Annotated in this window: 35 protein-coding genes; all 35 read right to left on the bottom strand. The window is 38.3% G+C overall.

Annotation, left to right across the window (positions count from 1 at the left end):
* Nucleotide 1 precedes the first annotated feature (1 nt).
* Nucleotides 2-688, bottom strand: a complete 687-nt coding sequence (locus tag KJ593_03300) for a sulfite exporter TauE/SafE family protein (protein ID MBU2540908.1) — start codon at nt 686-688, stop codon at nt 2-4.
* Nucleotides 688-1107 (bottom strand): hypothetical protein, encoded by a 420-nt coding sequence (locus tag KJ593_03295; protein MBU2540907.1) that lies wholly within the window; start codon nt 1105-1107, stop codon nt 688-690. Before KJ593_03295 ends, KJ593_03300 begins: the two co-directional genes overlap by 1 nt.
* Nucleotides 1064-1345 (bottom strand): TM0996/MTH895 family glutaredoxin-like protein, encoded by a 282-nt coding sequence (locus KJ593_03290; protein ID MBU2540906.1) that lies wholly within the window; start codon nt 1343-1345, stop codon nt 1064-1066. Before KJ593_03290 ends, KJ593_03295 begins: the two co-directional genes overlap by 44 nt.
* Nucleotides 1346-1358: 13 nt before the next feature.
* Nucleotides 1359-2528 carry a permease gene (locus tag KJ593_03285; GenBank protein MBU2540905.1) on the bottom strand — a complete coding sequence of 390 codons (1170 nt, stop codon included), beginning with the start codon at nt 2526-2528 and terminating at the stop codon, nt 1359-1361.
* 64 nt (nt 2529-2592) lie between these two features.
* Nucleotides 2593-2967 (bottom strand): metalloregulator ArsR/SmtB family transcription factor, encoded by a 375-nt coding sequence (locus KJ593_03280; protein ID MBU2540904.1) that lies wholly within the window; start codon nt 2965-2967, stop codon nt 2593-2595.
* A 96-nt stretch (nt 2968-3063) separates the two neighbouring features.
* Nucleotides 3064-3741, bottom strand: a complete 678-nt coding sequence (gene phoU / locus KJ593_03275) for a phosphate signaling complex protein PhoU (protein MBU2540903.1) — start codon at nt 3739-3741, stop codon at nt 3064-3066.
* Nucleotides 3742-3756: 15 nt separating this feature from the next.
* Nucleotides 3757-4512 (bottom strand): phosphate ABC transporter ATP-binding protein, encoded by a 756-nt coding sequence (locus tag KJ593_03270; GenBank protein ID MBU2540902.1) that lies wholly within the window; start codon nt 4510-4512, stop codon nt 3757-3759.
* 6 nt (nt 4513-4518) lie between these two features.
* Nucleotides 4519-5373 (bottom strand): phosphate ABC transporter permease PstA, encoded by an 855-nt coding sequence (pstA, locus tag KJ593_03265; protein MBU2540901.1) that lies wholly within the window; start codon nt 5371-5373, stop codon nt 4519-4521.
* Complete coding sequence (pstC, locus tag KJ593_03260) at nt 5370-6248, bottom strand: phosphate ABC transporter permease subunit PstC (GenBank protein ID MBU2540900.1); 879 nt, start codon at nt 6246-6248, stop codon at nt 5370-5372. Before pstC ends, pstA begins: the two co-directional genes overlap by 4 nt.
* Before the next feature lie 20 nt (nt 6249-6268).
* The gene (locus KJ593_03255; protein ID MBU2540899.1) at nt 6269-7150 is read right to left on the bottom strand and encodes a phosphate ABC transporter substrate-binding protein; all 882 of its coding nucleotides are present in this window, start codon (nt 7148-7150) and stop codon (nt 6269-6271) included.
* Between the two features lie 99 nt (nt 7151-7249).
* Entirely contained in the window at nt 7250-8482 is a 1233-nt protein-coding gene (locus tag KJ593_03250; protein ID MBU2540898.1) for a putative porin, read from the bottom strand.
* A gap of 463 nt (nt 8483-8945) precedes the next feature.
* On the bottom strand, nt 8946-10718 hold the full coding sequence (locus KJ593_03245; protein MBU2540897.1) for a cell wall metabolism sensor histidine kinase WalK: 1773 nt from the start codon (nt 10716-10718) through the stop codon (nt 8946-8948).
* A gap of 2 nt (nt 10719-10720) precedes the next feature.
* Nucleotides 10721-11410: a response regulator transcription factor gene (locus KJ593_03240; GenBank protein MBU2540896.1), complete on the bottom strand. Its 690-nt coding sequence runs from the start codon at nt 11408-11410 to the stop codon at nt 10721-10723.
* Between the two features lie 125 nt (nt 11411-11535).
* Nucleotides 11536-12018, bottom strand: coding sequence for a tRNA (N6-threonylcarbamoyladenosine(37)-N6)-methyltransferase TrmO (gene tsaA / locus KJ593_03235; GenBank protein ID MBU2540895.1), 483 nt, complete (start codon nt 12016-12018; stop codon nt 11536-11538).
* 17 nt (nt 12019-12035) lie between these two features.
* Nucleotides 12036-12368 carry a DUF190 domain-containing protein gene (locus KJ593_03230; GenBank protein ID MBU2540894.1) on the bottom strand — a complete coding sequence of 111 codons (333 nt, stop codon included), beginning with the start codon at nt 12366-12368 and terminating at the stop codon, nt 12036-12038.
* A gap of 5 nt (nt 12369-12373) precedes the next feature.
* Nucleotides 12374-12763 carry a fluoride efflux transporter CrcB gene (gene crcB, locus KJ593_03225; GenBank protein ID MBU2540893.1) on the bottom strand — a complete coding sequence of 130 codons (390 nt, stop codon included), beginning with the start codon at nt 12761-12763 and terminating at the stop codon, nt 12374-12376.
* 78 nt (nt 12764-12841) lie between these two features.
* Nucleotides 12842-13201 carry a TSUP family transporter gene (locus KJ593_03220; GenBank protein MBU2540892.1) on the bottom strand — a complete coding sequence of 120 codons (360 nt, stop codon included), beginning with the start codon at nt 13199-13201 and terminating at the stop codon, nt 12842-12844.
* Nucleotides 13202-13215: 14 nt separating this feature from the next.
* The gene (locus KJ593_03215) at nt 13216-13536 is read right to left on the bottom strand and encodes a DsrE family protein (GenBank protein ID MBU2540891.1); all 321 of its coding nucleotides are present in this window, start codon (nt 13534-13536) and stop codon (nt 13216-13218) included.
* 13 nt (nt 13537-13549) lie between these two features.
* Nucleotides 13550-13855: a cupin domain-containing protein gene (locus KJ593_03210; GenBank protein ID MBU2540890.1), complete on the bottom strand. Its 306-nt coding sequence runs from the start codon at nt 13853-13855 to the stop codon at nt 13550-13552.
* Between the two features lie 11 nt (nt 13856-13866).
* The gene (locus KJ593_03205; protein ID MBU2540889.1) at nt 13867-14403 is read right to left on the bottom strand and encodes a hemerythrin domain-containing protein; all 537 of its coding nucleotides are present in this window, start codon (nt 14401-14403) and stop codon (nt 13867-13869) included.
* A gap of 17 nt (nt 14404-14420) precedes the next feature.
* On the bottom strand, nt 14421-15182 hold the full coding sequence (locus KJ593_03200) for a class I SAM-dependent methyltransferase (protein MBU2540888.1): 762 nt from the start codon (nt 15180-15182) through the stop codon (nt 14421-14423).
* A gap of 491 nt (nt 15183-15673) precedes the next feature.
* Nucleotides 15674-17476 (bottom strand): hypothetical protein, encoded by a 1803-nt coding sequence (locus KJ593_03195; GenBank protein ID MBU2540887.1) that lies wholly within the window; start codon nt 17474-17476, stop codon nt 15674-15676.
* Nucleotides 17473-18864 carry an SAM-dependent methyltransferase gene (locus KJ593_03190; protein ID MBU2540886.1) on the bottom strand — a complete coding sequence of 464 codons (1392 nt, stop codon included), beginning with the start codon at nt 18862-18864 and terminating at the stop codon, nt 17473-17475. Before KJ593_03190 ends, KJ593_03195 begins: the two co-directional genes overlap by 4 nt.
* Nucleotides 18857-19078 (bottom strand): hypothetical protein, encoded by a 222-nt coding sequence (locus tag KJ593_03185; GenBank protein MBU2540885.1) that lies wholly within the window; start codon nt 19076-19078, stop codon nt 18857-18859. The genes KJ593_03190 and KJ593_03185 overlap by 8 nt, the downstream gene beginning before the upstream one ends.
* A gap of 290 nt (nt 19079-19368) precedes the next feature.
* Nucleotides 19369-20199, bottom strand: coding sequence for a mechanosensitive ion channel (locus KJ593_03180; protein ID MBU2540884.1), 831 nt, complete (start codon nt 20197-20199; stop codon nt 19369-19371).
* Between the two features lie 13 nt (nt 20200-20212).
* The gene (locus tag KJ593_03175; GenBank protein ID MBU2540883.1) at nt 20213-21739 is read right to left on the bottom strand and encodes an MFS transporter; all 1527 of its coding nucleotides are present in this window, start codon (nt 21737-21739) and stop codon (nt 20213-20215) included.
* 25 nt (nt 21740-21764) lie between these two features.
* Nucleotides 21765-21890 carry a desulfoferrodoxin FeS4 iron-binding domain-containing protein gene (locus KJ593_03170; protein ID MBU2540882.1) on the bottom strand — a complete coding sequence of 42 codons (126 nt, stop codon included), beginning with the start codon at nt 21888-21890 and terminating at the stop codon, nt 21765-21767.
* Between the two features lie 39 nt (nt 21891-21929).
* On the bottom strand, nt 21930-22199 hold the full coding sequence (locus KJ593_03165; protein ID MBU2540881.1) for a hypothetical protein: 270 nt from the start codon (nt 22197-22199) through the stop codon (nt 21930-21932).
* Between the two features lie 65 nt (nt 22200-22264).
* The gene (locus tag KJ593_03160; protein ID MBU2540880.1) at nt 22265-22426 is read right to left on the bottom strand and encodes a YtxH domain-containing protein; all 162 of its coding nucleotides are present in this window, start codon (nt 22424-22426) and stop codon (nt 22265-22267) included.
* A gap of 28 nt (nt 22427-22454) precedes the next feature.
* Nucleotides 22455-23141 (bottom strand): DnaJ domain-containing protein, encoded by a 687-nt coding sequence (locus KJ593_03155; protein ID MBU2540879.1) that lies wholly within the window; start codon nt 23139-23141, stop codon nt 22455-22457.
* Nucleotides 23142-23544: 403 nt separating this feature from the next.
* Nucleotides 23545-24021, bottom strand: a complete 477-nt coding sequence (locus KJ593_03150; protein ID MBU2540878.1) for a hypothetical protein — start codon at nt 24019-24021, stop codon at nt 23545-23547.
* Between the two features lie 62 nt (nt 24022-24083).
* Entirely contained in the window at nt 24084-24746 is a 663-nt protein-coding gene (locus tag KJ593_03145) for an isoprenylcysteine carboxylmethyltransferase family protein (GenBank protein ID MBU2540877.1), read from the bottom strand.
* Between the two features lie 179 nt (nt 24747-24925).
* Nucleotides 24926-25636 (bottom strand): nucleotidyltransferase domain-containing protein, encoded by a 711-nt coding sequence (locus KJ593_03140; protein ID MBU2540876.1) that lies wholly within the window; start codon nt 25634-25636, stop codon nt 24926-24928.
* The gene (locus tag KJ593_03135; GenBank protein ID MBU2540875.1) at nt 25617-25937 is read right to left on the bottom strand and encodes a hypothetical protein; all 321 of its coding nucleotides are present in this window, start codon (nt 25935-25937) and stop codon (nt 25617-25619) included. Before KJ593_03135 ends, KJ593_03140 begins: the two co-directional genes overlap by 20 nt.
* Nucleotides 25938-26144: 207 nt before the next feature.
* The gene (locus tag KJ593_03130; protein ID MBU2540874.1) at nt 26145-26342 is read right to left on the bottom strand and encodes a hypothetical protein; all 198 of its coding nucleotides are present in this window, start codon (nt 26340-26342) and stop codon (nt 26145-26147) included.
* Nucleotides 26343-26350 lie beyond the last annotated feature (8 nt).

Here is a 26350-nt window from a genome sequence, read left to right as displayed (position 1 = left end):
CCTAAAATAACTTCAGGATATGAATTCCGGAATAATACAATCCAACAAAAATAAAGATAATCCCTGTAATTCTTCGAGTGTAAAATTCAATTTTCGTGATCCGGTGAAACCAATGGCTCAGAGAGGTAACCCCTAAAGCAATAGCTAATGCAAATATAAGCACCGGCAGACCTGTCCCTACTCCATAGACAAATGGCAATAATGTCCCGACTTCACTATTGAGCGCCAAAGGAATGAGACTGCCGAAAAACAGCCCCGCTGAAACCGGACAAAAAGCTAACGCGAAAATCAATCCTAAAAGAAAAGCCCCTGGCGCTCCGGATTCAACGAGTTTGTTATGATGTTTTTGTGATAACGTAAATCCAGATAATTTAAGCTTAATAACTTCCAATAAAATGAGACCCGTAATTATCAAAATAGGCCCCAAGGCTTTGACCATATATTTTTGCAAAAACTGCGCGGCCTGCGGAATGCTCAAAAGAGAACTGATAATTACCCATCCAAGCGCCGCATAAGCAACCATCCTGCCCAGCGTATAACCAAGCCCTGAAACGAAAACCATAAATGGGTGAGCAATCTTTTTTGAAAGAAATGACACCGCCGCGATATTTGTAGCCAAAGGACATGGGCTGATAGAAGTCAATATCCCCAGCCATAAAGCAGAACCGAAAGCGATTAACAACTCCATTATTGTGTGTCCTTCATAAATTCGCTTAGCTCGCCGGTCACGTAATCCATAAACTTTTGTTTATTGCGGGCAAGCTCCCAAATCTTATCAAGATTTTTTGATTTAACTTCCTTGCCGTCTTTGACCAGCGAAAGAATGAGCGACTTGGTATACAGCTTATAATCATCCACAAAATGCTCGTTGCCACGCTCCTCGACATTAACCGCCTTAAACTCAAGATTGCCTGAAGCAAGAGCGTCCTTGAAATTCGTCTCAATGGCATCTCTTGTGAATTTCTCCATGTTGGTACAGGTAAAACACCGAAATGAACCGTGGAAATAATAAGCGATGACTTTCGCCTGCGGACTTGATTGACCAAAAGCGAAAGATCCAGCGCTAATTGCCGTAACAACCGCAAGAACCTGAATTATTTTTCTCACATCCGCCTCCTGAAAGGATTGATTTGATTTCATTCTTATTGAGAACTTTCCCGGATGAAACCACCTTGCCGTCAATGGCAAGCCCGGGCGTCATCATGACACCGTACTCGGTAATCTTATCAATGTCCGTGACCTTGCCAATCTCGGCTTGAATATTTAATTCTTTCACAGCCGCCTCAGCGTTCGCCGTAAGCTGTTTGCATTTAGGGCACCCTACTCCTAATATTTCAATCTTCATAGCAATTCCTCCTTTAACTGACAATAACTCCGAATAATATTCCGCTTATCGTTGCCATGACCACAACAAGACTGACGTAAACGATGGTTTTCTTTGTGCCTATAACACCTCGTATAACAAGCATGTTCGGTAAACTGAGCGCGGGTCCGGCTAAAAGAAGTGCTAAGGCAGGCCCTTTGCCCATACCTGAACCGATAAGGCCCTGTAATATCGGAACTTCAGTAAGTGTGGCGAAATACATAAAAGCACCAACAATTGAAGCAAGGAAATTAGATAGTAGGGAATTACCGCCCACAGCTTTTGCGATTATCCATGACGGGATAAACCCTTCATGTCCCGGCCGTCCTAAAAGTAATCCAGCTACAACTACGCCTACAAGCAGAAGCGGCATTATCTGCTTGGCAAATGTCCATGAGGCGGAAACCCAATTCGTAATTTCTTCCTTTTTAAACCAGCGGACAAGCATTATACCTATAAGCACGAGAAAACCCGCTGAAATATACCATTTTACAGAGTAAATAACGGCCCAAAGCCCTGCGGCCCCTTCCGGCTTTGACCAGTTGGCGAATACCAAGAATCCGACCATGGAGGCAAAGTATAGCGCATTTTGAAAGAGGGGCCTTCCCTCTTTTATATCACCGGCAACAAAATCGCCTGTCGCGTGGCGCACCCTTTCTTCATTAATAAAAATAAAATGCATGAGAAGCCCTATGGCAACGCTAAAAAGGATCGCTCCTACGGCTCTGGCAAGGCCAAGTTCCCAGCCCAGTATCCGGGCGGTCATGATGATAGCCAATACATTTATTGCGGGCCCTGAATAGAGAAAAGCAGTAGCGGGCCCCAAACCAGCCCCCCTCTTATAAATACCGGAGAATAACGGCAAAACAGTGCATGAACAAACCGCGAGTATTGTCCCTGAAACAGAAGCAACACTGTAAGCAAGAAATTTATTAGCTTTAGCACCGAAATATTTGATTACTGAAGCCTGACTGACAAAAACGGAAATAGCTCCGGCAATAAAAAAAGCGGGTACAAGGCAAAGCAAGACATGTTCTCTCGCGTACCACCGAACCAGCGCCAATGCCTCAAATATAGGATTTCTGAAAGGCAAAAGCTCAACCGGCAGGTAAAAACATGCCAGGAATGCCGCAACCATTAATAAGAACTTCCTTGATTCTTTCATGAAAACGTCTCCTAAATAGCGGATTTGCTATGTAAAAAGGTAAAAAAAATTACCCCGTTAGAGATTATTCTTTCTTTAACGGGGCAGGCGGACAGCAGAGCTTTTCTCTATCCGCCTTATCGGCTTTCTTTTTATCCTGAGCAATAATTTCATCGGAAATAATCCATGAATTCAAATTCCTGATAAAATTCTTCGCGTAAGAGTTTTGAGGGCATAAATAATAATTCGTCCACAATCCCTCATTTTCACTGGAGATAAACCCCGCCGCTTTCAATTTCTTAAGATGCCTGGACACGCTGGGCTGGGCAATATTTAATACGAAAGCGATCTCGCAGACACACATCTTTTTGTCCTGCAACATACACAGAATTCTTATACGGTTAGCGTCTGCCGAGGCTTTTACTGTTTTGTCTAAATCTCTAATTAATAAATGATTCATTTTTTTGTCAGCTCTATATAGCCAATTTGCTATATTGTACAACTCAATCATCTGATTGTCAATAAAAATTAAAATTTGGGATCGGCGGAACGATTGTTATTTATTATTTTTGAGCTTCTCCGGATGGTGTTTCACGACCTTGGCCTGAACCATATATATAACATCTTCAGCAATGTTGGTTGCGTGGTCACAAATCCTTTCTAAATGGCGGGCTATTAGAAGAAGCGGAACTGCCCGGGTAGCGGTTGAAGCATCCTTACTCATATAATCATTGATGAGCTCTTCCTGAATTAAATTCCTCAAATTATCAGCCTCCGAATCGGAAAGTATTACTTTTCTTGCTAAGGTTTCATCACTATTGACAAAAGCATCAATAACATCTTTTACCATTTTTCTTGCAACATCGGTCAGTTTAGGAATATCAATAAGAGGTTTCAATATCGGTTTATCTGAGAGTTCAAGAACACGCTGAGCGATATTGACAGCAAGATCCGCTATTCTTTCCAGTTCGGCATTGATTTTCATTCCTGTAGTGATAAACCTTAAATCTCGTGCCAGCGGCTGTTTCAAGGCCAGAAGATCAATGGCAATTTCTTCTACGGTTAATTCCAGTTCATCAACGCTTTTGTCTTCCTGGATTACGGATTGCGCCAATTCTTTATCTCTGTTCTTTAAGGCCTCTATCGATTTAAAGATTGCCTCTTCCGCAAGTGTAGCCATTTTTAGAATATCCGTATTTAATTTTTTTAAATCTTCATCAAAATGTCTCTTCATAAAAACTCCTTTTTTTTATCCAAATCTTCCTGTTATATAATCCTCGGTAATTTTCTTGGATGGCTTAGTAAAAATTTTGCTTGTAATATCATATTCTACCAACTCTCCCATCATAAAGAAAGCTGTATAATCAGATATGCGCGCTGCTTGTTGCATATTGTGAGTAACTATTATAATCGTGTATTTCTTTTTTAATTCTTGAATTAGCTCTTCTATCTTCAGCGTAGCTGTAGGATCCAACGCGGAAGCTGGTTCATCCATCAACAATACTTCGGGTTCGACTGCCAACGCTCTGGCAATACACAATCTCTGCTGTTGTCCGCCGGATAAATCAAAAGCGCTTTTGGAAAACCTGTCTTTCACTTCATTCCAAAGGGCCGCGTCTTTTAAGCTCTTTTCCACCTTTTGGATAACATACTCCTTATCTTTTATTCCGTTTACTCTTAGGCCATACGCAACATTATCAAAAATTGTTTTAGGAAATGGGTTGGACTTTTGGAAAACCATTCCCACTCTTCTTCTAATTTGAACAACATCAACGTCAGGATCATAAATATTCTTCCCATCTATCAGGAGCTTACCTTCAGATTTGGCACCGAAGATAACATCATTCATACGGTTTATGCTACGTAAAAAAGTGGATTTCCCGCACCCTGAAGGCCCTATAATGCCAACAACTTTGTTCGGCAAGATATCCATAGAAATATCTTTTAAAGCTTGTACTTCATTGTAATAAAAATTAAGATTCTCCGATTTTATCTTAACATCCATTATTTCCTACTCCAGTCTGCGCTTCCTTAATTGATACCTTAGGATTATTGCTGACAAATTCATCGTAAAAACTAATACTATCAATACAAGTGCTGTTCCATAAGCAATTGGTCTTACCTTCGCTATTGCGTGGTGTTGCGTTGACATTATATAAAGATGATAGGGTAACGCCATAAACTGCGTAAACAAGGATTTTGGTAGAAAAGGCAGATAAAACGCTGCTCCGGTAAATAATATTGGAGCTGTCTCTCCGGCTGCTCGAGCTAATCCTAGAATAGTCCCCGTAAGCATACCGGGAATCGCATACGGCAAAACATTCGTCCTAATAGCCTGCCATTTTGAAGCCCCCAAAGCTAATGCTCCATCTCTATATGAATTTGGCACATTCTTTAATGCTTCTTCGCTTGCGGTAATTGTCCATGGCAAGGTCATTAAGCCTAATGTCAACCCTGCCGCTAAGATACATGTTCCGATATGCATCAATTGCACAAAAAGTACTACTCCAAATAAACCGTATACAATCGAAGGAACCCCAGAGAGGTTTCGTATCGACATTCGGATCAATCTTGTTATCTTATTATCTTTAGCGTATTCATTGAGATAAATGGCACAACCCATACCTAAGGGGACTGATAGAATCGCGGTAATTGCCGTAACCATAACTGTACCTACGATAGCAGGTAATATACCGCCTTCTGTCATTCCTTTTCTGGGCATAGATGTAAGGAACTCCCAAGATATTTTTCCAGCGCCTTTACTTATAATATCGTAAAGTATGATTATCAGTATTAAACCGATAATGCTTATGCAAATCTTGAGCAATATAAATCCCATAAGTTCTTTAAAGTGTTTTTTGTTCATTTCATAAGCCTCTCGTGTCTATGTAGGATAATGTCCGAAACCATATTCACTAAGAAAGTAATAATAAAAAGAGTCAATCCCACACCAAAAAGCGCGTAGTAGTGCGTCGTATTGTAAGGCACCTCGCCTAATTCAATAGCGATAGTCGAAGTCATTGTGCGAACAGAATCCAAAAAGCTTCTCGGCATAGCCGGAGCGCATCCGGTTGCCATCAGAACGGTCATCGTCTCACCTATGGCTCTTCCCATTCCAAGCATCACCGCGGCGATTATTCCAGATAAAGCAGCAGGAATTTTCACTTTTACAAGTGTTTGCCAATGTGTCGCGCCTAAAGCCAATGAGGCATGCTGATAGGCTTTAGGAACGCTTTTGAGTGCGTCTTCGGATAAGCTGATTATCGTTGGAAGAGCCATAACAGCTAAAAGGATTGCTCCGTTAAGAGCATTTAATCCGTTATGTAGCCCAAATATCTTAGAAATAAAAGGACCCACTAAAACAATGCCTAGAAATCCTATAACAACCGAAGGGATTCCTGCCAATATTTCAATAATAGGTTTAGCGATTTCTCTGACACGTTGGTTGGCTACGTCCGATAAATAAGCTGCCGTGCCTATACCTAAAGGAATTGCGATAAACAGCGCCCCCAAGGTAACCATAAAAGTGCTGACAAGCATAGGAACAATCCCGTAGGCTGGCTTTACATAGGAAGTAGGGTTCCAGTTGGTACTAAATAGAAATTCTCCTATGCGTATCTCTTTAAATGCTGGGATTGAGGTAAAAACAAGCAACCCAAAGATCCCTAAAAGCACCATCACAACCAATAGCCCATTAATCAGAAAAACACCGTGGATAATTCTTTCTTTTAAATTGGTCAAATTCTTTCCCTCTAGTGTTCTTATATGCCCAGTGCTTTATTATTGAATTCGCTATATTCATCAGGCAGAGAAAAAAATCCTTCTTCTTCAACTATTTTCTGCCCTTCTTCGCTCAACTCAAAAAGAATAAAATCACGCGCATCACCCTTAGGTGTACCATTGATGTATTGATTTAAGGGCCTTGTAATCGGATATTTTCCTGTTTTTACATCATTAAGGTTAAGAGGACTGCTGTATTCTCCACCTGCGCTAGCTGCAATATCAAGAACTATTAATCCTTTTTCTTCCTTTACATAGCCTACGCCGACATAACCTATTCCCGATATATCTTGTTTTACGGCCTCAACTATTTGGGCATTCCCATTCATCCTTCTCATTCTTGACGAATAGTCACCCTTTAAAACCACGTCCTTTAAGAATTCGTACGTTCCTGAATTTGATTGCCTGCCATAGAGAGTAATTGATACATCATCCCCACCTATCTCTTTCCAGTTAGTAATCTCCCCACGGAAAATCTTACCCACTTCATCCACGGTAAGCTTATTGGTTCGGTTTTTTAAGTTAGTGATAACGCATAATCCGTCTATCGCAACAACGATTCTTTTTGGATTAATACCGCCATCTTGAGCCTGGGCGATCTCTTTATCTTTCATAAGACGCGATGCGTTCGCGATATCGCACTTACCATTAATTAATGCGGCGATTCCCGTCCCCGAACCGCCTCCGGTAACGGCAATAAATTTGCCCGGGTTCTCCTCCATGTAACTTTCTGATAATCTTTGCACCAGGTTGATCAATGTGTCTGACCCTTTAACCTGAATCATTTCTTGAGCAAATACATTAGTAACCGCGAAACTTAATACACTCACCAGCAAAACTAAATTTCTAATATGTTTCTTCATGACGTTTTCCTCCTTTTCAATAATATATTAATATTTAATTGTGACAATTGTGTGACAAACATGGTAATTCTCTGCAAATTTATTTTGATTGCATGTCCATTAGAATTTGAATACTATGTCTGTTTGGAAAAGATGCTCTTCATTCCTTGTAACTCCCTTAATAGGCTCAGAATAATAGTAGTCAAGTCCCAATATTACGTTATCAAGCAGTCCATATTGGAATATTGCTTCGTGACCTTTTGCGTTAGTTTCGCCACCATAGAAATCTGAGTCTGGAAAAGTATCAAGAAAAGCATCTCTTTCTAAACGCCTATAAAGGTACTTACCCTGCCATTGCCCTTTTTTGCCTACTTTCTTATCTCCAAATGCACAACCAACTAAAAAACCATCATTATCACTAGAAGGATCAAAGTTGTTTACGTATTCACCAATCAAAGCAAAATAAGGCAAAGCTTCTATACCTAAAGGATTCTTAAATCCTAATTCAGTGCTTACGCCAAGAGAATCATAATTGTACTGCAAGCCACTTCCGGACAAAGAATTTGTACCGCTTGAATGATCAAGCGTGCTTCCCTTTATGTTATCAAAACCATAATAAGCAACGGCTGTCTTTAGATTAATATCATCATTAAGCTTGATATCGACACCCGGTTGTAATACGTACATAAAAGGATCTGAAGTATCACTGCTTGCCTCATCCAAAATAAACAATCCTGCGTTGAAGAAGCCATCTATATTTGAAGATAATCCGTGATATAAGTTGATGGCAGCTCCATCAGGATTAATATCAGAATCCCATAAAAGATCAGATGGCGTCCAGAAAGGCATACCCTTGATTTTTCCACCCATAAGGGTGAGCCATGATACAGGCACATATTGAGCATAAGCATAATCTAACCTTATATCAGGCGTTTCAAAGGTATTATCCAAGGTCTCATTTGTCGAGCGAGGATCCGTCCCTCCTGTCGCAAGCCCTGCGGCAACCTTAAGGCCTTCAGTGACTTTCATCTCAGATCCCAATCTAAAGCGAATACGTCCTCTGTGCCGTTCTTCGCTGCCTTTTTGCTTTTCCCATTGATAGCGAGTCCTTAAGTCTCCTTTGAATTTAATATTTTGAACCCACTTAGGAAGCGCGTACGATTCCCCTTTCGCTACTTCTTTGGCAACCTCATGTTTCGTTTCGTCTAAAACTATTTGTGCCTCAACAGGAGTAAGGAATCCTTTTTCCACTAACTTATCCACCAAAACATCAATCTCTCCTGCATAAAGCTGTTGTGAACTGAATAAGCTCAGCAACATTCCAACAATCATAACAAAAGAAATCTTCCTCATTTTTAAACCCTCCTTTTTAATTGCTACTAAAAAATTTCCTAAGTCGGCAAAGTTCTTTTTCTACACGCCTCAATGATCCTTCCACATAAACATCTTCGATGCTTTGCGAACTTTCGATGTCATTCAATATGTTCTGTAGAGTAACGAGTTGCGAACGCAGAGAACTCGCAACAAAATCACTTTGCAGGCTTGACATAGTTTTTACCACCCCTTGCATTTAGTTTCTCACCTCCTTTTGCTTTTGATTTTTTAATCTATTCAAAAACTCGGCGGCGGTATTCTGGCAAAAGCGATAATAAAGATACCCCATCGAAGCAAAACAGATTAAAATTAATAACCATAGAATGACATTCATTTGTCCTTTTTCCCTTTCTTCAAGCAAAAGTATATAATACGCCTGTGACGAAAAGATTAAGGACAAGTGAATTGTTTGTGAAATATAAAAGAGGGAAAAGAGAAGGCTTTATGCCTTAGGGATGGTAAAACTAAACGTGGAGCCCTGGCCTAATATACTTTCAACAGAAACTTCGCCATGATGGGCAGAGATAATATGTTTAACTATGGAAAGACCAAGCCCTGTTCCGCCTAATTCCCGGGAACGAGCTTTATCCACACGATAAAAACGCTCAAAAAGCCGCGGTAAATCTTTATCGGAAATACCAATGCCGGTATCGGTAATGTCGACTTTGATGAAATTGTTTATTTCGCAAGCTGTTATTGAAATTTCTCCATTGGGATGATTGTATTTTATAGCATTATCGATAAGGTTGAGTAAAACCTGCTTTATCCTTGTTTCATCGGCGAGGATATCCGGTATATCTTTAGGGATATTCATCTTTATTACGATTGACTTATTATCTATTTGCCCTTTTAAACTCGCTACAACCTTTTCTGCGAGAGGCAGTAATTTATAAGGTTTTGTTTCCATGGCCAGCTTACCTGATTCTACCTTGGAGAGATTCAAAAGATCATCTATCAAGGTTGCCAGGCGGTTGGAATCAGAAAGAATAATCTTTAAAAAATCCTTAGCATTTTCTTTATCCTTTAAGGCTCCTTCCAACAAGGTCTCGGCATACCCTTTGATGCTGGATATGGGAGTCCTGAGCTCATGGGATACATTAGCCACAAAGTCTTGACGTACTTTTTCAAGCTTTCTTAAGTTTGTTACGTCATGGAACACTAATACAGCACCCTCCGTCTTTCCTTCTTTCTTAATTGGAGTTGCATGTACTAATAAAACCTTCTCTTCTGGAAGAAGGGTTGATATCTCTTGCGAGATAAGCCCATTATTAGAATGCAATGTATTATCGACAATCTCTTGTATCTGTAAATTACGTATTACTTCTATGGGTTTTCTCTCCAATGGATTTTCTTCAATCCTAAGAAGAGTCTTTAACGCCTTATTGATTAACAAAATTGAACCGCTAACATCAACTACCATTACTCCTTCAAACATGCTTAAAAAAACAGCTTCTAATCGGGATTTGCTTTCGTTTACTTCTTCAATGCGCGCTTTTACTTGCTCTGACATATAGTTAAAGGCTGAGACTAAGTCTCCTATTTCGTCATTTGATGAAAGGGAGATTTTCTTAGAGTAATTGCCATGAGCGATGTCTTGTGAAGCCCAGGATATTTCTTTAAGCGGCCGGGAAATAAAATATGAAGCCAAGTAGCTAACTAATACTGCCAGGATAAAAGCCGCTAAAAGTGAAAAACCTAGAGTATGTTCTAGGCGATTTAACAACTGCTCTATTTCAGATAGAGGGATAGATAAACGAATAATCATCCTGGTATCATTCTTATCAAATACCGAAGCTATATAAAGAAAATCCTCTTTAATGGTAGTACTGAATCGCCTGCTTTCACCTATTCCTGACTGAAGAGCCTGTTGAACCTCAGGTCTATAGAGGTGATTTTCTACTCTTCGCAGATGGTCGCCATCAAGCTCTGAATCGCCATATACAGTGCCATCAAGCCCAATAATGGTAACTCGCAGATCTAAATCACGGCCTATTTTATCAGCTATTTCATCTAGATCGTATGAAGCAATATCCTTCAAAGGGATATCGGATAAATAAGATTTACATAATGCAATCTGTTTAGATACATTACTTTTTATTCTGTTATAGGTATAGCCTTTCAGATTATTACTTAGGTAAAAGAATACGCCTAAAAGAATAATCGCACTGATTATTATAAAAATAAGGGCAATTTTATGTTGGATGTTTATTCTCAAATCTAATCTCCCTCGTTGAATCTATAGCCGATACCTCTTACTGTTTCAATTAACTTTCCTGACTTACCCAATTTTTCTCTTAGGCGCTTTATATGCGTGTCTATGGTACGTGTGGTAACATCGGAAGCGATATCCCAAACATCTTCAAGCAACGCATCTCTTGATTGAACCCGGCCCCGCCTTTTAATAAGGGTGACTAACAGCTTAAATTCAAGCTGAGTTAGCTTTATCTCTTTTTTATCAACAGTCACTTTATGCCGCGGGATATCTATTGTTAGTTTATCAACGCTTAAGATATCTTTTTCTTCTTCCTTGGGCTTCCCACGTTTTAAGATCGCTTTTACGCGAAGGATAAGCTCTCTGGGGCTAAAAGGTTTTACAACATAGTCGTCTGCCCCAAGCTCAAAACCAACCACCTTATCTACCTCTTCACCTTTTGCCGTAAGCATTATAATGGGAATGCCTGACAACTTTTTATCCTGCTTAATGTGCCTACATGTTTCAAAGCCGTCCATTTTAGGCAACATGATATCTAGTATTATCAAATCAACTGACTCCCGGTCCAAGGCTTCCAAGGCATCCTCACCGGTTACGGTAACAATGCAATCAAAACCTGCCTTTTCTAAATTATATTTAACAAGCTTGGAAATATGCTTATCATCCTCAACTACGAGAATTTTTTGTCCAGCCACTTTTATCTCTCCTTAAATGGTTATAGTCACATAACGCTCTCAATTGATAATAGTTTAGAAAATATAAATGAAATCCGCGTTACAGTTATGTGACTTTTTTGTGAATTTTACTCCCTATGCTTCAATTATTCCAACTTTACTCGCTTTGGGATCTCGCCGCTTTCAAAATGTTTCTCGAGCCAGCCGTTTTTCACATTCTTTCTTGAGTCAAAATGTGAAACATAAGGCTTGATATCCAACAAAGGTGTGCCGTCCAAAATATCGACTTCCGAAAAAGTAATGATGCAGTCTTTGACGCTTTCCAGTTTAACTATCGAAAAACCGATATGGTTCGGCCGGTGCGGACTGCGTATCGCGAATATGCCGTGTTCTGTATCCTCAAGAAAAGGTTTGCCAGTGAGCTTTTCCTCTTTCGAGCGGTTAAAATGATAGATCAAGATAACATGCGAAAAACCTTCGATATCCTTTAAGCCCGCTTTATATTCAGGAAATATTCTGGCAGTGCCGGAAACTCCCCTTTTAAACTTACCCTGAATAGGTATTCCCTTTGATTCTTTGTAGGGCGTATTGATCATCCCTATTGGTTTAATTGTAATAGATTTCTTCATTTTAATCCGTTATCCCTCTACTTGTGCCGGTATTTTATGACTCTCACTTTTTCCATGGTGATTAAACCTTCCTGCACAGCCTCATCAAGAAAAGGCAAGAGTTTGCCGATGTTTTCCTCCGTGTCGACAATTTCAACCACAACAGGAAGATCGCCCGATAATCTCAATATCTTGGCGCTGTGCATACGGCTATCCGCGCCAAAGCCCATAATCCCCCTGAAAACAGTGGCACCGGCAAGGCCCAACTCCCGGGCTTTTGTCACAATCACTTCATAAAGCGGTTTTCGATTATGCTTATCAGATTCTCCAAAAAATATACGCAATAACGTTCCTTCTTCCGGGAGCTTCATTTTTATTACCTCCTTATCAAAGCAAATAAATACTGGCTGATAAAATATCCGGCAAATACCAAAACTATTCCCAGAAGAAAGCTTGATAGTGTATTCATCAGGAAAAGATTGTATTCGCCATCGCGAATAAGATGGAAACTCTCCAGTGAAAACGTGGAGAATGTCGTAAAAGAGCCGAGAAGACCGATAAATATCATTATCTTCACATTCTGAGAAACAACGACTGATTCAAACATCCCCCACAAAAAACCTATAATCAAAGATCCAACCAAGTTAACACTCAACGTGCCCCAGGGGAATCCGCCATTGAATATGCGCTGGGTTACCCCTGAAAGCCAATAGCGCATTACCGCTCCAACTGCGCCACCGATTGCGATGTATAAAACCCTCAACATAAACTGATACCTCCTTTCTTACAATAGGAGTTATCAGCCTGTTGAGGCGGTTAACGGCGAACCCCATCGCCAGTTCAATTATTTGATAATCATATAACTCGCAATAACCAAAAGACATGCGCCGAATATTTTTCTTAACACCGGTTCCGAAAAACCCACCGCGAATTTTGCGCCTAAGAATCCGCCGATAACAAATCCCAAACATATAAATCCTGCCACCGGAAGGTTGACATGTCCCTGTTTATAATAAGTTAAAGCTGCCAGTATGCCAATAGGCGGAATCAACATCGCTAAAGTTGTCCCCTGCGCCGCGTGCTGAGAAAACCTAAAAAGATAAATAAGCGCGGGAACAATGACAATCCCTCCTCCTATGCCGATTAAGCCGCTTATAGCTCCCGCGAATAGGCCGATTAAGATATATAGCAAAATGCTTATCATATATTCACCTCTCTTTAAAAGGTTACTACTTTGTCCGATTCTTTAACTATATCGTACATATCTTTCATTGTCGAGATCGGACACATGCCAGAGCTCTCCTGTTCCCTAGACTTTATGCAACTACCACAAGCGTAGATCTTACCACCGGATTGCATAAATTTCTCCGCCTGTTCAACAGTATTAAACTTCTCCGTGCTGATCTTTTGATATTCAACTCCCTTGCCCATGAAAAACACTTTTACCTCATCCTTCTGGCCTAGAGCAAAATTCGCGTAGCGGATTGCGTTCCAGCATGTTTCGGCATCGTTACTTGAAATAATAACTCCTATTCTCATTTCTCTACTCTCCTTATTTCTTAATTAAAACCAATAGCATCTTAAATTTTTCTATTGCTTGTATAGAGTGCGGTTTGTTGGCAGGCATAATTATCAGCTCTCCCTCTTTTACGATAAACGGCTCCCCGGATATCTTGACTTCCGCTTGCCCGTCAAGCACATTGACCAAAGCGTCAAATGGAGCCGTATGTTCACTTAAGCCCTGCCCCTCATCAAAGGCAAACAACGTAACTATCCCTGATTCTTTTTTAATTATTTCTTTGCTTACGATAGATCTGCCCTGATATTCGACCATTTCTTTAAGTGATAATACTTGCATATGGGTGCCCTCTATTTTTTCTCGTGCTTCTCCACTACTTTGTTATATTTTTCATGAATCATGTTCCGATCAAACTCATACATTTCGTTGAGCATCGCATCTTTCTCGGCATCGGTAAAATAATCCATGCATGGGATAAAAAAGCGCTTATCTTCTTTTTCTATGTGCTTAGGGTAAAATTTGACCAGTATTTCCATATTTGAAACTATGTCTTTTAAGGCGTCTTTGTTGCCCTGGACATATTTTTCTTTCGCTTCAACCAGCTTCTTTACATTATTCCTGCCCATCCTGTGTTCTTCTATAAGCTCTTGCATAATCCTCTGGTGTTCATCGGATATCTCTTTCTTTGCGAGGTCCCGAAATAATATGTCTTCCTCTTTGCCATGATGACACCTGTCAGCGTATGTCCGTATAAAATCAACCGCTGTATCAGCAAAGGATGGGTCGACCTTCCCCTCTTTATTGACAGTCTCCAAGTTAGCTTGCATTACCCGTATCATCCGCTCTATAAGCCTGTGTTCAATCATTAAAGGACCAACCGGCATCATATTAAATACCTCCTATTTCATTTTTCCGCGACAACGAGTATTTCAAAATCTTCCGTGGTCAGTTTGTCGTTTCTCGAGAATGCCCCGAGTTTCGCGCCAAAGATATCGATTTTCTTAAATCCAAGGCTTTTGAGAAGCCATGTTATCTCGCTGGGGACGTAATAACGCTCGTTACACTTAAGCTCCCTTTTATTGCCGGAATCGTCCTCAAAAACAGCAGTGTTATGATCACGGAAAGTCATCAGATCAAAGGAGCAATCCTTACACTGGGACTGGCCTTCTTTCTGCGCCGACTTATAGAAGTCATTAACAGAATGAAACAGCGGGAACAATCCGTTTAATGTGGTGAAAATGAGCTTGCCTTTATTTTTTAGCGCTTTTGTGGCGTTCTTGAGGATTTCAAAATTCATCTCGTCCGTTTCCATAAGAGAAAATCCGCCTTCGCACAACATAATTGCCAGATCAAATTCGCCGTCAAAAGGAAGATTGCGCGCGTCTTGTATTTGGAAGTCGATCGTCACCCCGACCTCTTTGGCCTTCTCCCTTGCCCTTTTGATCTGATCCTCGGAAAGGTCAATACCGATCACGTTATATCCCCTTTTCGTTAGCTCTATCGCGTGACGGCCGGTACCACAACCGATATCGATGACCTTTAAGGATTTATCTTGGCTTATCTCCTGTTCTATAAAATCACATTCGCCCACAGTTCCCTGAACAAAACATTCTTTATCATATTTGTGAGCGTAGTTTTCATATAATGCTTCGTACCATTGTTTCATTTTAATCATTCCTTTTCTGGATTCCCGCTGGAGTTTACCCCCTGCATAGATTCCCGCTTACGCGGGAATGACAGGGGGCGGGAATGACACCGCCGAGGCTACTCCACCAGTGCCTCAGCGATAGACATCATCGACTTACTATAAACTGGCCATTGGCCATCCGAAAGTCTTGATATAGGCTTTTAAATGGCTCAAAATCCGTAATCTTCCTATTCCTTGAGACTATAAAACAACCTAACGCTCTTGTTATTAATTGTGGATAAATCGTATAGTTTTTTATTAAGATATAATGTATATAAAAAAGGAATTCGTTAATTCCCCAAGTTCTTGTGCTAAACACTTGACGGCTTCTAAATCTTGCTTCGTTTCTGTAGGAAAATTAACCAAAATGATGCCCTAAAGGTAACACCGCATTCCTTTCCAAACTAGCCGGCGATTCCGTTGCAAGCCATCACTCATTCCGGAGAAAACTAACATCCTCAAATTTTAAATTACCTTTCCTTCATAGAATCAAACAGTAATTTTCCATCATCTTTTCCATCTACAATAATACCGTTTCTAACACGAACACCGCTTATACTGAGTTCGTAAAATGTTAATCGTTCAACTCTTGAATTTAAGATAGAGGCATCGTCATATAAATAGGCAAAAACTGAAGGGAATATATCTTGCAATACTTTGATCTTATCGTGATCAATATTTGCATCTTTAGGCCACTTTATTGCTAAAAGAACGCCATATCGATCTTGTATATCAAGCTGATCAATTTCACTTTTATCATACTGATTATTTCGACTGGTAAAAAAGCAGTTTTTAGTCAAAAAAGGCCCGTGGTCTCCATTAACGATAATTATTGCATTCGGGTTATACTTTTTTATTGTCTCTATATCTTCCCTCATTTCTTTATTGGCTTTAACTAAACGTTCTTTATAAAGCTCTATCTCATTCCCCAAGCAACGACCAGAGTTTTGAGAATGATTGGGAAATTCATTATGTGTGTATAAAAATCTAGGCTTACTAGTTGTTGATGCCAATACCTCATTTTTCTTCGCTAAATACTTAAAATAATTTTTTTTAGAAAGCTCCACATCAAATCTAAACTCTCCTTCGAAAATTGATTTAGCTAACAGTTTATAAAATGCGACTGCCTTTGTTGGAAACGACTGATCATAAAAAGAGCCAACTTCTCGAAAAAAATAATAAGAGGAAAAAATACCGAAGGTTTCATAGCCATTTTCTTTTAGAATATTTTGAACTGCACCATTTCCGGAAAACCCAGCACCATAAAAATCACTATATCTAGGGCCCATAAGGGCACTTAGCCATGATTGGCGTGACGTTCTACGAATATTGAATACACAATCCATTGATGGTTTTGAGCCAGGGGCCAAAGAGTAGATTCCTTTGTATATGTGAAAACCATTTTGTATTAAATAGTCTTCTTGTGCATTATTATCAATACCGTATTTAAGCATAGTTTCATTTGCAGCATAAGCATCAAAGGTTAAAAGAAAACAGTCCGGCTTCCTTTTCATCTCCTTGCCTTTTGTATAAGCATATATTTTTGGACTATCAACGGGAAAGATTAACCCCTTAATTTCATTTCTAATTCTTCTAAACGAAATTAGAGCAGTTAGTGTACTTACAGCGAAGAGCACAGCAACCACTATATTTAAGAATTTTCTATTCAATGAATAAATAACTAAAGAAATAGTAAAAAATACAACCAATACGATAAACTGTATTTTTAAACTTCCCGATAGATGCCAGCTAAAATCAGATGCCAGTGAAGCCATATTAAAAAGTACATAAGAAAAACTTAACCCCACTATCATCAAAATCTTTCTTGATCCAATTATACCAACCACTATAGGGACTAGAAAAGTTAAAATAAAAGATACAGCAAAGAAAATAATAAATACCATTATGGAGTCAAAGGTAGACAAACTATCCTGATTTAAGATGATATACCGCACAATCGGTATCATTGGTAACAACAGTAAAAACAAGTCTCCGATATAAAAACCTTCCACAGAATTTATATACTTAAAGCTTCCGTGTCTAGTGCAATAAAAACATATAAAGAAGACAAAATATAACATTGCCATCAACATCAAGAGCCACTGATATAACCTAGTTACAAAAACATAATTTATTCCTTGAGGCAAAAAACGAGAAGAAACAAACGCATAAAAAAACAAAAGAGCTATCGCTACTATTGTTTTTATAAATACTCCTGTGGTAAATATGTTCTTTTTTAAAAAATCTAACGGGGGTTGTTTCTTTATGTTCATGCTTGGATCCTTTTCATTAGATATAAGATTCTTTTGGAATTTTTTATAGTTACAGAATCCCGTATTATAAATTTTTCTTTAAACTCACATTCAAAAAATTGCTGAGTATAATTGGTAAAAATATCCTTCCTGGTTGATAAAAGTCGCTGTGTCTGTGAATCCTCCTTAGGGACAAATTCGATAATAAGTGAACTACAAATTTTGTTTAAGAAATCAACAATCTTGTTAAACGGTAAATTGTTGGAAATTGCTAAATGATGAATCAGCGCTAAGGCAAACACCGTATCTGCTGGGCCGCGCTCAAACAAAGACATTCTTTCTTTATTATCCCAGCCGATACCGGGACTTGGGTTTGTTAAGTCGAATAACAGTGGAAGAATTCTGGTTTCTCCCTTTTCAATACATTGAAGATAATTTTTCTCAACAGCAAGAGGATCAATATCAAAAGAGATCACCTCCATCCTTTTATCCGCAGCAATACGACTAAACATCCCAACATTTGTACCAAGGTCCCAGACAATTTTTGGATTGACCTTGTCTAAAAAATCAGATATAATTTGCCTCTTGTGCTGAAGCCCTTCTGGGGAATAATTAGTATCTTCATAGTAATCGCTCCATTCGGTACCCTGAGCTTTCCATTTCAATTTTCTAATAGCAGACTCTAGACTGTCAACAAGCCCCATAAAAGATAAACGTGTTACCTGACCTCTTGTTGTATTCACAGTCTTATCAGCAAAATGCTTTTGGGCTTTAGCGTGAAAATGAACGTGAGTAAGCAAGGAAAATACAAAACGGGTACGAAATTGAAGAAGAGAACTCGTCAAATCCAAAGGAATACCATCTATATAAACTCGCAATAATTGATTTAGTCGAATATCTCTATAGTTCATTAAAGCCAAGGGCGCAAGAAAATGTTGACAAAATTGTCTATATGCAACCCAGGGTTGTCCCTCACAGTATTCTTCAAAAGAAAGCGTATCGATAAGTATTAGTTTTCCTTTTCTGAATTGTATATTGTAGGCATTGCAATCTTTCAAGGACATTCCAAAATTAAGCGATTTTTTTTGAATTTCAAGTGTGGCCAAAGCTGCGTCTTTCAATTGAGAAAAACACCACTCGTATGGATATGATATAAATGGTATTGGCTCAGGCTTAATTATTTTATAAGCCTTATCGGGCGCTGAGCTGACAACATTAACTTCTTCATGAGGAATCAATAACTCAACATCTGTCAGAGCCTTATAAAGTCCGGAATTCATCAAGCGGTCATAATTTCTTTTGTAAGAAATATTTATCTGTCGATAAATTAATCCGTCCCGATAGAAAAGAAATCCACTTGGATCACGAAAGGAACTTGAAACATTTTCATTCGGCTTAAGTTCATTCATTTTTTTTCCTTTTTGAGAATAAATTCTTAAAGAAAAGAGCAATCTTCGTCCAGAATAGCTTAATTACAAATAATCCTCCCATTACGACAGCTATAATTAGCTGAAAGATGGAGCTTCCCGTCCCTGGATCTAAGTACGCATAAGCTTTTTGACCAAAAATACCAGAAAATAAAAAGACAAGTATACCAATAATAATAAAAAATACAAAACGCATTTTCCCCTCCCTGTCTTTATAGGCAACCATGCCTTTTCAGGCATCATCATTGCTATAATTACTAGTTATACTTCCATGCTCTTATATATTTATATTAAATCATTGTCAAAGAGTTAGAAAACTTTAGTTCTCTTTATTTACCCTCCACCCTCCTGCAATCTTTTCAACAACTCTAATATCATCTCGCGGTACTTATACATACGGTCATCCGAAAGTCTTCAGAAAAATCTTTTTCATAACATCCTCAATTGTAAAGTGTCATAAGTGCAACACCCCGTTCATTTATCGATTCACTTAGACGTTCTTTCAACTCTCTTTATTATTTTATTGGCTAATTCTGAATTAGGAATAATTATTTCTCCTTCTTTAGCGGTTATTTTTGTGACTATAAAATCAATAATTTTTATCTGACCTGATATTGAATCAAATTCTATTGTATCACCTTGTTTATATTCCTTCATAAGAAGCCTGCCGGCTAAAATACTTGAAACAATCTCTCTTCCTCCAATAATAAAAAGTAAAGAAACAATTAACGGCACTACTCCGAAGATAATGGCAATGAAAGTCTTTGCTACGCCCAGATATTCCAAGCATATCATTATAGCTAGCGCCATAGCAAGATAACGCGCTGCTTTACCTAGAAAGCGGTAAAAATGTATGCTTGCTAAATGCGAAGTTACTTCTACAAGTTTGCCTACAAACTGACTCAAGAATATACCCATAACAAGAAGAATTAACGCTACGATAAACTTAGGTATATAAGAAAGGGCCCGTTGTATGAGCTGCGAAGCGGTATTTAGCTCCAGGTTATTAAACGCCATAACTAATGCGCTAAAAATAATAATCCAATAAAATAGCAAACCGATAAGAGATGAAGGCTTTTTTTGAATTCCGCCTTTTTCGAGGAAATGTTTTAGACCGATCTTCTCGGATACCACATCAAGACCTAACGCCTTAAGAAGCTTTGAAACTATTTTCTTAAGGAGCACCGCACATATCCAGCCAATTAGAAAAATAATTATTGCAAGTGCGACTTTAGGACCGAATTCCGTAGTAAACTGGTACAACTGCCCTAGTTTTTTAACAACTAAATCTTGAAATATCCCGCCAAACTTAGACATAGTTACCCCCTACTTAATCATCGTTTTTTAAGAAATCTTTTAACTTTTTCAAAGGTTTTTTTACTATCTTCTCACCTTTTTCAATAACTTTCTCTATCTCATTTTCTGATTTCTCGGCAATTCTTTCTGTAAATTGATCCAGCTTTTTAAGAAGGCTCTCGGTTTTCTTCGTCTCAATAATAAAAAAATCTGTCGTACTGGCAATTCCTGTTTGTGGATTAAGATCGTTCTTTAACTGCATTATAACAGCCATCGGCGTCGAAGCTGCCGGCTCGCTAACTTTTAGAATGAAAAACAATGTCATAGCTTGCAGAGCGGCAGAAATTAAAAAAATCAAATGCAGATTGGAAATTTCGTAAGCAAACAGTGTAAAATGAAGGTTCTCAAAAATTTTGGAAAGCCATCCACCGATAATTGGAGCGATCCCGCCGATTATACCGGTAATGGCCGCAAATAAGGCAAGATACACGGATCTGCCTTCTTGAGGAGAAAGTTTAATTAGAATGTTAAATTGTGAAAGGGATACTCCCGCCATAAAAGCGCCTGTTAATAAATGCGCTATCATTATTGGCATATAATAATTCTTTGGAAGTGCGACTATCCATAATAATGGTATTGCAGCTAAAATTAAGCCAGAAACGATGATCACTGGTTTATTCCCTAATTTGTCAGAAATTGGCCCCCATATCTTCATCATAAATAGTGTCGCTAACATAGCAAATGTTCCAAAAATCGTAATGGTTGAAAAATCAATTTTCAAAGTGTTAATCATGAATACACCATAAAAGGGCGCTGCCATCTGAACTCCGAATATCCAACATGAAACATAAATAATAAGCGCGAGAAAATTATGATTTTTTAACGGTTTCAAGAATAGCGATAAATCTGTTGAGCTTTTTGGGGTCTGCGTTGTGCTTTCTACTTCTGGTATACGAACCAAGAACCATGTACTGAGCAATCCTACCGCTAACCCTAAAGAAAATATGATAATATAGCTGTAGGGATTGTCATCGCCGAACCACGTTTCCCAAAGAGATAAGAATTTTCCAGCTACGAGAATAACAACAGTCCCACATGCCGAAGCAATCATATTGCGTTTTCCAAAATATGTTCCCCTGATATTTTCAGGGACCAAATCGCTCATCCAAGCCAGCCACGCTACTCCAGATAGCGAGCCGAAAAGACTTGATACGGCAATGACAATTACCAAGACTAAAACACGCCAATCGGAAAAGGATGAGAAAATTGCCATAGGAAGAATGATGATTGCAATCCATAGCAAACGACTCATAACTACGCAGACAAAACAAAGCATCTTTTTTTTGCCTGTTTTTTCAATCAAATACGATCCGAAAATTTGAATAAGATTTGCCAACATGGGCAATGCGGCCAGAAATCCGATTTGCTCGGGTTTTGCTTTTAATATCTTTAAGGCAAAACCCATAAGGAAAATCCCACCCGCCAATGACCCCATAACTGCGGATAGGGCACCATCGATAATCGAAAAATTTAGGGCTTTATTTTGCGCTTTCGTATCCATAAATTCTAAAGTAGATTGAGACTGTCTATCCTTCTATTTTCTCCATAGGCTGATTACAGCAAACTAATTCTCCACCACCAACTTTAGTAACAGTCACTTCATTCCCGCATACATTACAACGATATTTTTCATCCACTTTTTGTACTCCCATGTTAAGCCTCCTTTAATTTCTAAAACAAGACTATTATTGCTATTTTTCCCAAAAATCCTCTGCCTCTTTCTCCATCTTCGCAAGCCTCGTATAATAATCAGGAAATTCTTCTAAGTGCGCAAGCGCAATCTTCCCTGTCGTCAAGGGGTCGTTGCCCGTAACATTTGTTGTTTGATCACGCAACCCGTGCTCTAACTCCACATCCATGCCTTGCCTAAATTGCTCTACATCAAACTTATCCCACTTTATTCCTAGTTGCTCTCCAATTTTCTTTGCTTCATCAAAACTAAAACTTTTTTTACTGCTCATAAAAACCTCCTTGCGTAGACTCATTTATAAAGATTTTCATTGACTGTGTAGAATAAATCTTATAGCTAAAAGGAACGAGCTATCAAAAAGCCTAATAATGCACCATAAATAGTACTAATGTATTTATTACTCGTCAAAGGACAGACACCGGTTGAACACTTGCCGAAATAGCCAAGCAAAAAACCCAAAAATGCGCCTATTGCAATACCTATGATATCTTTATCCATCATTAACCTCCCTGCTTCAAATACCTGTTCATGAATAACGTATAGTAACTATTAGATCTCCCTTATGGTCACACGTAGGGCACATTTTACCGATGCCTTTTAACCTTAATTTCTGGCCATTCTTTGTGCCGGGATTTATTTTTAGACTAATTGTTCTTGCATCGCTCAACTTAACTTTAACTTCACCGCCATTTAAAGCAACATTTCGAGGAATCTTCATGTCTGCATATGTATCTGTATCATATTTTTGTTGACCCCCTGTATCCGTAAAGTTATAAACTGTATAAGGACCACCGGCTTGATCGCCTTGCATTGAGCTCATCCCTTCAAAAATATCGGTTAAGTCATCAAAAAAGAAATATCTGTTAAATCCCCCTTGCTGACGGGCCCCGCGTGCTCCAAGATCATGAAAATGCTTCATTAAGTCTTCAAAATCAAACCCTGTTTGCGAAGCAAAATCTCCCGAGCCCTGCCCGCTCCTAAATTCATAAGCGCCTTTTCGGTAATCATCGTATTCCTTTTTTCGTTTGGCATCTCCCAAAACGTAATATGCAGCTGCGATCTCCTTGAATTTCTCTTCACATTCCTTCTTTTTCTCTTCGGGGCACCTATCTGGATGATACTTCAAGGCTAAACTCCTGTAAGCGGATTTTATCTGCTCACTTGAAGCGCTTTCATCTACTCCCAAAATTGCGTAGTAGTCCTTAACTTCCATTTACCCTCTATCTTTATTATTGGTGTAACTGGCTATTTTGTCTCCAAAACATGTGCTGACTGAACAGGTAGATCTAATAAGAGGATGATCAGGCGACATTAACCGCGCACCCTTTGTGGCAATGTCTATAGACGAATTCGGAAGACATAACGCTTATCTATCAGGAATTAAGTAATGTATCCCCGGAATTCAAAACTGTTATGACGCTCAAAACAAACCATCCTTGAGCCCACCATCGTTTCTGAACGTAACTATCCACTATATCTGCCTTTGTTTAAATATCTTAATTATCGTCATGTAATAGTGCAACCATCGGTCATCCCCATGCCCTTATAAAAACTTTCATATCGTTATTCATTACAAATGGCTAAACATTATCACTATTGCTATTCACCATTAAGAGTCAAGCAAAATTCGATGCTATCCAATCACCAAGATAATGGGTTATGATTATAACGATTATTGCTATGAACAAATGCTCAGCAAGAACCTTCCAAGGATTTACCCTCTGTTTTCTAGCCATTCTATAACTAAAAAGAGAAAGTATAGATAATCCCCAAATTATAGCTATCACAATTGCTGTAGAAAGTTCAAATAGCAAAACTGGAATAATAAATGTTAGTGCAAAGACAAGCTTAGAGAAAAATGTAGCAATTGTCGCCGCCCACACTTGCTTCGCAGTATGTTTATTTTCCATCTCTTCAGAGACATGAATACCCAATGCATCTGAAAATGCATCTGCTATTGCTATTGTCAAAATTCCTCCTATAACGACTAGCTTCGAATTAGTGCCTGAATGCAACCCTACCATCAACCCAAGCGTTGTAATTATTCCAGAAGTTACGCCAAAACTAAATCCTACTTTTAGTGAATGTTTCATAATATTACCTCCAGCTTAATCAACACCTAAAATATCATTATTTTTCAGGTATACTTTTTTATTTAAGTCTCGTTCTTTTTCCATCTTATTATTTCACCTATAAAATCGATAATTCCCAGAAAAAAAGCAGTAACTATTAATACAATTATTTTCGTATCTATTTTTTCATGTTCTACTAAGAATTCCTCTTTTAAGTGGAATGCAATTACGAGAATGATCATCCAAAGAAACAATTTATATTCTTGGCTTTTAATCAGACGCTTCAAGCTAAAAGACCATTTTTCGCCTTCACGATAAGGAGAAACCGCAGGCACTATGGCTGGAATTTTATTTTTATAATCGATGTATCGATGTTTGAATTTTTGTTCTAACATCTGCTCCTCTTTTTTAATTGTTCGGTAGTATACTCCTATTATTATTAAGAAGAATAATGTGCCTAGATAATAAATTTTCAGCATAATAATAAAACCAAGAACAAGTAGAATCGTACCTAGATAAAGGGGGTGTCTTACGAAAGCATAGGGACCAGAAGTAGTGAGTTTTTCTAACTTTATTGCATAGCCATTCGCCCAACTTCGCAGGAATAAACCAATTAAAATAAACCAAATCCCATTCATTATTGACTTATCATCAGGATAGCTAGAGAGAACTACAAAGATACCAAAAGGATAAATAATGGCAAAGCGTAATTTAAACCAGCGTTTAAACCTATTTTTAAAACTCATCTTTTATTCTCTTTATATTTGCACCTTTCAAGCTCAATCTAATTTAACTAGTACCTCCGCTATCCTCTCCATAGTCCCCCTATAACGCAGCTATCGGCCATCTTAAAGTCTTAATATAGACTTTAAGATAAAGTTTCATTACTAATTCCTTAAATTTTCATACGGGATCAAAGGACTTGTTATTTAAATTTAGAACCAGTACGGTCTTCGCTCTGCAAAATATCAATTATTTCAAATTCCTCAATAGATTCAAGATTCTGCAAAACCGTTTTTTGCCATTTAAGGTGCATCTTGTTGAAAACGCTTCTTATAGCATTATGATCGTTGTTATGTATCAATGCGTAAAATACCCTTAACGCTCCTTCAATATCTCTATCATGCTTATCAATTTTTCTTCTACGCTTAAAAATTATAAATTTATGCAAGGCGTATGCCGCAGGATGAGGCAGGCGAATTTCCATTCCATTTGCACTAAGTAGCATCGTATTTTCTAAAAGGAAATCTAGATATCTTAATCGCACAGCATTAACTTTCAATTCCGGTAAAGGGTAAGGCATATTACTGCCGCGACCTCTTTCCGGAACGAGAAATTCAATAGTTAAATCCGGGTGCACTAATTTAATATATCCCTTTGAGCCTCTAAATTCCTGTCTAAATCCAAGATCTTCGAGGAATTCACGTAAATCTAATTCTTTATTGAACTTAAAAGGTAAAGGAACTAAAAAATCAATATCCGTAGTTCTAATAAAAGTAGAGTAAGATTTCGACTTAAAATAATATCTATAAAAATAAATACACCAGCTACCAATCACGACAACTGATTTCAATATTCCGGCGTTATTGAATCTTCTTAACACTTCTAAACATAAATTAAACGTCTTCTTTTCCATGCAAAACTTTCCTTAAGTATTTTATTCGTTTTTTTAACTTCTGAATCAGTTTTTTGTATTTCTTTCTAAGCTGTTTTGACTTCGCAAGCTTGGCAATGCCCTCTTTGGATAGTTTTTTACCTTGATAAATGAATTTGACTTTCTTCCCCTGACGGACAGCTAAATAATAATAATTATGCCCGCGTATCTTTTTGCGGATGAAACAACCTCCCGGATGCACTTCAAGTGCTTTTTCATAATTCTTCTTCATTCTTAAAGAATTCTCTAATTCTTCTTTAAGAACACCTTTAATAACTCCCATAATCGCTCCTATAGAATTACCTAACAAATATCCAAAAATAGTATATTATGTTTGGTAACAATTGTCAAGAAAAAAAATTACCAAACAAAATTCTTAAAATTACATAAATTGTTTGGTAGAGGAACTAGAGCATTTGATCTTCTTAAAACACTTAAAATAGTCATGCAATAATGTGCTCATCGGTAATCCGAAAGTCCTGATTGACCCTTAATGAAATGCTCTTTCTGACTGTGCTATATCGTAATTAAACCCGCTGTGATCTTCCAATGGATCACCCGATAACCTTCTATATCTAAAAGGCATATATTTTTTAGAAACACGAAATGGTAAATCAGAACAGAACAAAACGGCATTGACAGTCATCAACGCCTCCCAATGCATATCGCCATCAACGTCTGCCAACATAAAATCCA

The sequence above is a fragment of the Candidatus Omnitrophota bacterium genome (assembly GCA_018830005.1).
Classification (GTDB): domain Bacteria; phylum Omnitrophota; class Gorgyraeia; order JAHJTE01; family JAHJTE01; genus JAHJTE01.
Note: the sequence above shows the minus strand (reverse complement) of the source record. Positions and strands in the feature narration are given on the sequence as shown.

What these genes read in the sequence shown, in the direction of transcription:
- KJ593_03300 (MBU2540908.1), bottom strand. Translation starts at nt 688, where the DNA reads ATGGAGTTGTTAATCGCTTTCGGTTCTGCTTTATGGCTGGGGATATTG.
- KJ593_03220 (MBU2540892.1), bottom strand. Translation starts at nt 13,201, where the DNA reads ATGATAAGCATTTTGCTATATATCTTAATCGGCCTATTCGCGGGAGCT.
- KJ593_03250 (MBU2540898.1), bottom strand. Translation starts at nt 8,482, where the DNA reads ATGAGGAAGATTTCTTTTGTTATGATTGTTGGAATGTTGCTGAGCTTA.
- KJ593_03285 (MBU2540905.1), bottom strand. Translation starts at nt 2,528, where the DNA reads ATGAAAGAATCAAGGAAGTTCTTATTAATGGTTGCGGCATTCCTGGCA.
- KJ593_03175 (MBU2540883.1), bottom strand. Translation starts at nt 21,739, where the DNA reads ATGGATACGAAAGCGCAAAATAAAGCCCTAAATTTTTCGATTATCGAT.
- KJ593_03205 (MBU2540889.1), bottom strand. Translation starts at nt 14,403, where the DNA reads ATGATGCCGGTTGGTCCTTTAATGATTGAACACAGGCTTATAGAGCGG.
- KJ593_03145 (MBU2540877.1), bottom strand. Translation starts at nt 24,746, where the DNA reads ATGAGTTTTAAAAATAGGTTTAAACGCTGGTTTAAATTACGCTTTGCC.
- KJ593_03165 (MBU2540881.1), bottom strand. Translation starts at nt 22,199, where the DNA reads ATGAGCAGTAAAAAAAGTTTTAGTTTTGATGAAGCAAAGAAAATTGGA.
- KJ593_03170 (MBU2540882.1), bottom strand. Translation starts at nt 21,890, where the DNA reads ATGGGAGTACAAAAAGTGGATGAAAAATATCGTTGTAATGTATGCGGG.
- KJ593_03135 (MBU2540875.1), bottom strand. Translation starts at nt 25,937, where the DNA reads ATGGGAGTTATTAAAGGTGTTCTTAAAGAAGAATTAGAGAATTCTTTA.
- KJ593_03200 (MBU2540888.1), bottom strand. Translation starts at nt 15,182, where the DNA reads ATGAAACAATGGTACGAAGCATTATATGAAAACTACGCTCACAAATAT.
- KJ593_03140 (MBU2540876.1), bottom strand. Translation starts at nt 25,636, where the DNA reads ATGGAAAAGAAGACGTTTAATTTATGTTTAGAAGTGTTAAGAAGATTC.
- KJ593_03180 (MBU2540884.1), bottom strand. Translation starts at nt 20,199, where the DNA reads ATGTCTAAGTTTGGCGGGATATTTCAAGATTTAGTTGTTAAAAAACTA.
- KJ593_03255 (MBU2540899.1), bottom strand. Translation starts at nt 7,150, where the DNA reads ATGAAGAAACATATTAGAAATTTAGTTTTGCTGGTGAGTGTATTAAGT.
- crcB (MBU2540893.1), bottom strand. Translation starts at nt 12,763, where the DNA reads ATGTTGAGGGTTTTATACATCGCAATCGGTGGCGCAGTTGGAGCGGTA.
- KJ593_03155 (MBU2540879.1), bottom strand. Translation starts at nt 23,141, where the DNA reads ATGGAAGTTAAGGACTACTACGCAATTTTGGGAGTAGATGAAAGCGCT.
- KJ593_03210 (MBU2540890.1), bottom strand. Translation starts at nt 13,855, where the DNA reads ATGCAAGTATTATCACTTAAAGAAATGGTCGAATATCAGGGCAGATCT.
- KJ593_03280 (MBU2540904.1), bottom strand. Translation starts at nt 2,967, where the DNA reads ATGAATCATTTATTAATTAGAGATTTAGACAAAACAGTAAAAGCCTCG.
- tsaA (MBU2540895.1), bottom strand. Translation starts at nt 12,018, where the DNA reads ATGAAGAAATCTATTACAATTAAACCAATAGGGATGATCAATACGCCC.
- KJ593_03290 (MBU2540906.1), bottom strand. Translation starts at nt 1,345, where the DNA reads ATGAAGATTGAAATATTAGGAGTAGGGTGCCCTAAATGCAAACAGCTT.
- KJ593_03270 (MBU2540902.1), bottom strand. Translation starts at nt 4,512, where the DNA reads ATGGATGTTAAGATAAAATCGGAGAATCTTAATTTTTATTACAATGAA.
- pstA (MBU2540901.1), bottom strand. Translation starts at nt 5,373, where the DNA reads ATGAACAAAAAACACTTTAAAGAACTTATGGGATTTATATTGCTCAAG.
- KJ593_03150 (MBU2540878.1), bottom strand. Translation starts at nt 24,021, where the DNA reads ATGAAACATTCACTAAAAGTAGGATTTAGTTTTGGCGTAACTTCTGGA.
- KJ593_03215 (MBU2540891.1), bottom strand. Translation starts at nt 13,536, where the DNA reads ATGAGAATAGGAGTTATTATTTCAAGTAACGATGCCGAAACATGCTGG.
- KJ593_03230 (MBU2540894.1), bottom strand. Translation starts at nt 12,368, where the DNA reads ATGAAGCTCCCGGAAGAAGGAACGTTATTGCGTATATTTTTTGGAGAA.
- KJ593_03190 (MBU2540886.1), bottom strand. Translation starts at nt 18,864, where the DNA reads ATGAATGAACTTAAGCCGAATGAAAATGTTTCAAGTTCCTTTCGTGAT.
- KJ593_03160 (MBU2540880.1), bottom strand. Translation starts at nt 22,426, where the DNA reads ATGGATAAAGATATCATAGGTATTGCAATAGGCGCATTTTTGGGTTTT.
- KJ593_03130 (MBU2540874.1), bottom strand. Translation starts at nt 26,342, where the DNA reads ATGTTGGCAGACGTTGATGGCGATATGCATTGGGAGGCGTTGATGACT.
- phoU (MBU2540903.1), bottom strand. Translation starts at nt 3,741, where the DNA reads ATGAAGAGACATTTTGATGAAGATTTAAAAAAATTAAATACGGATATT.
- KJ593_03185 (MBU2540885.1), bottom strand. Translation starts at nt 19,078, where the DNA reads ATGCGTTTTGTATTTTTTATTATTATTGGTATACTTGTCTTTTTATTT.
- KJ593_03195 (MBU2540887.1), bottom strand. Translation starts at nt 17,476, where the DNA reads ATGAACATAAAGAAACAACCCCCGTTAGATTTTTTAAAAAAGAACATA.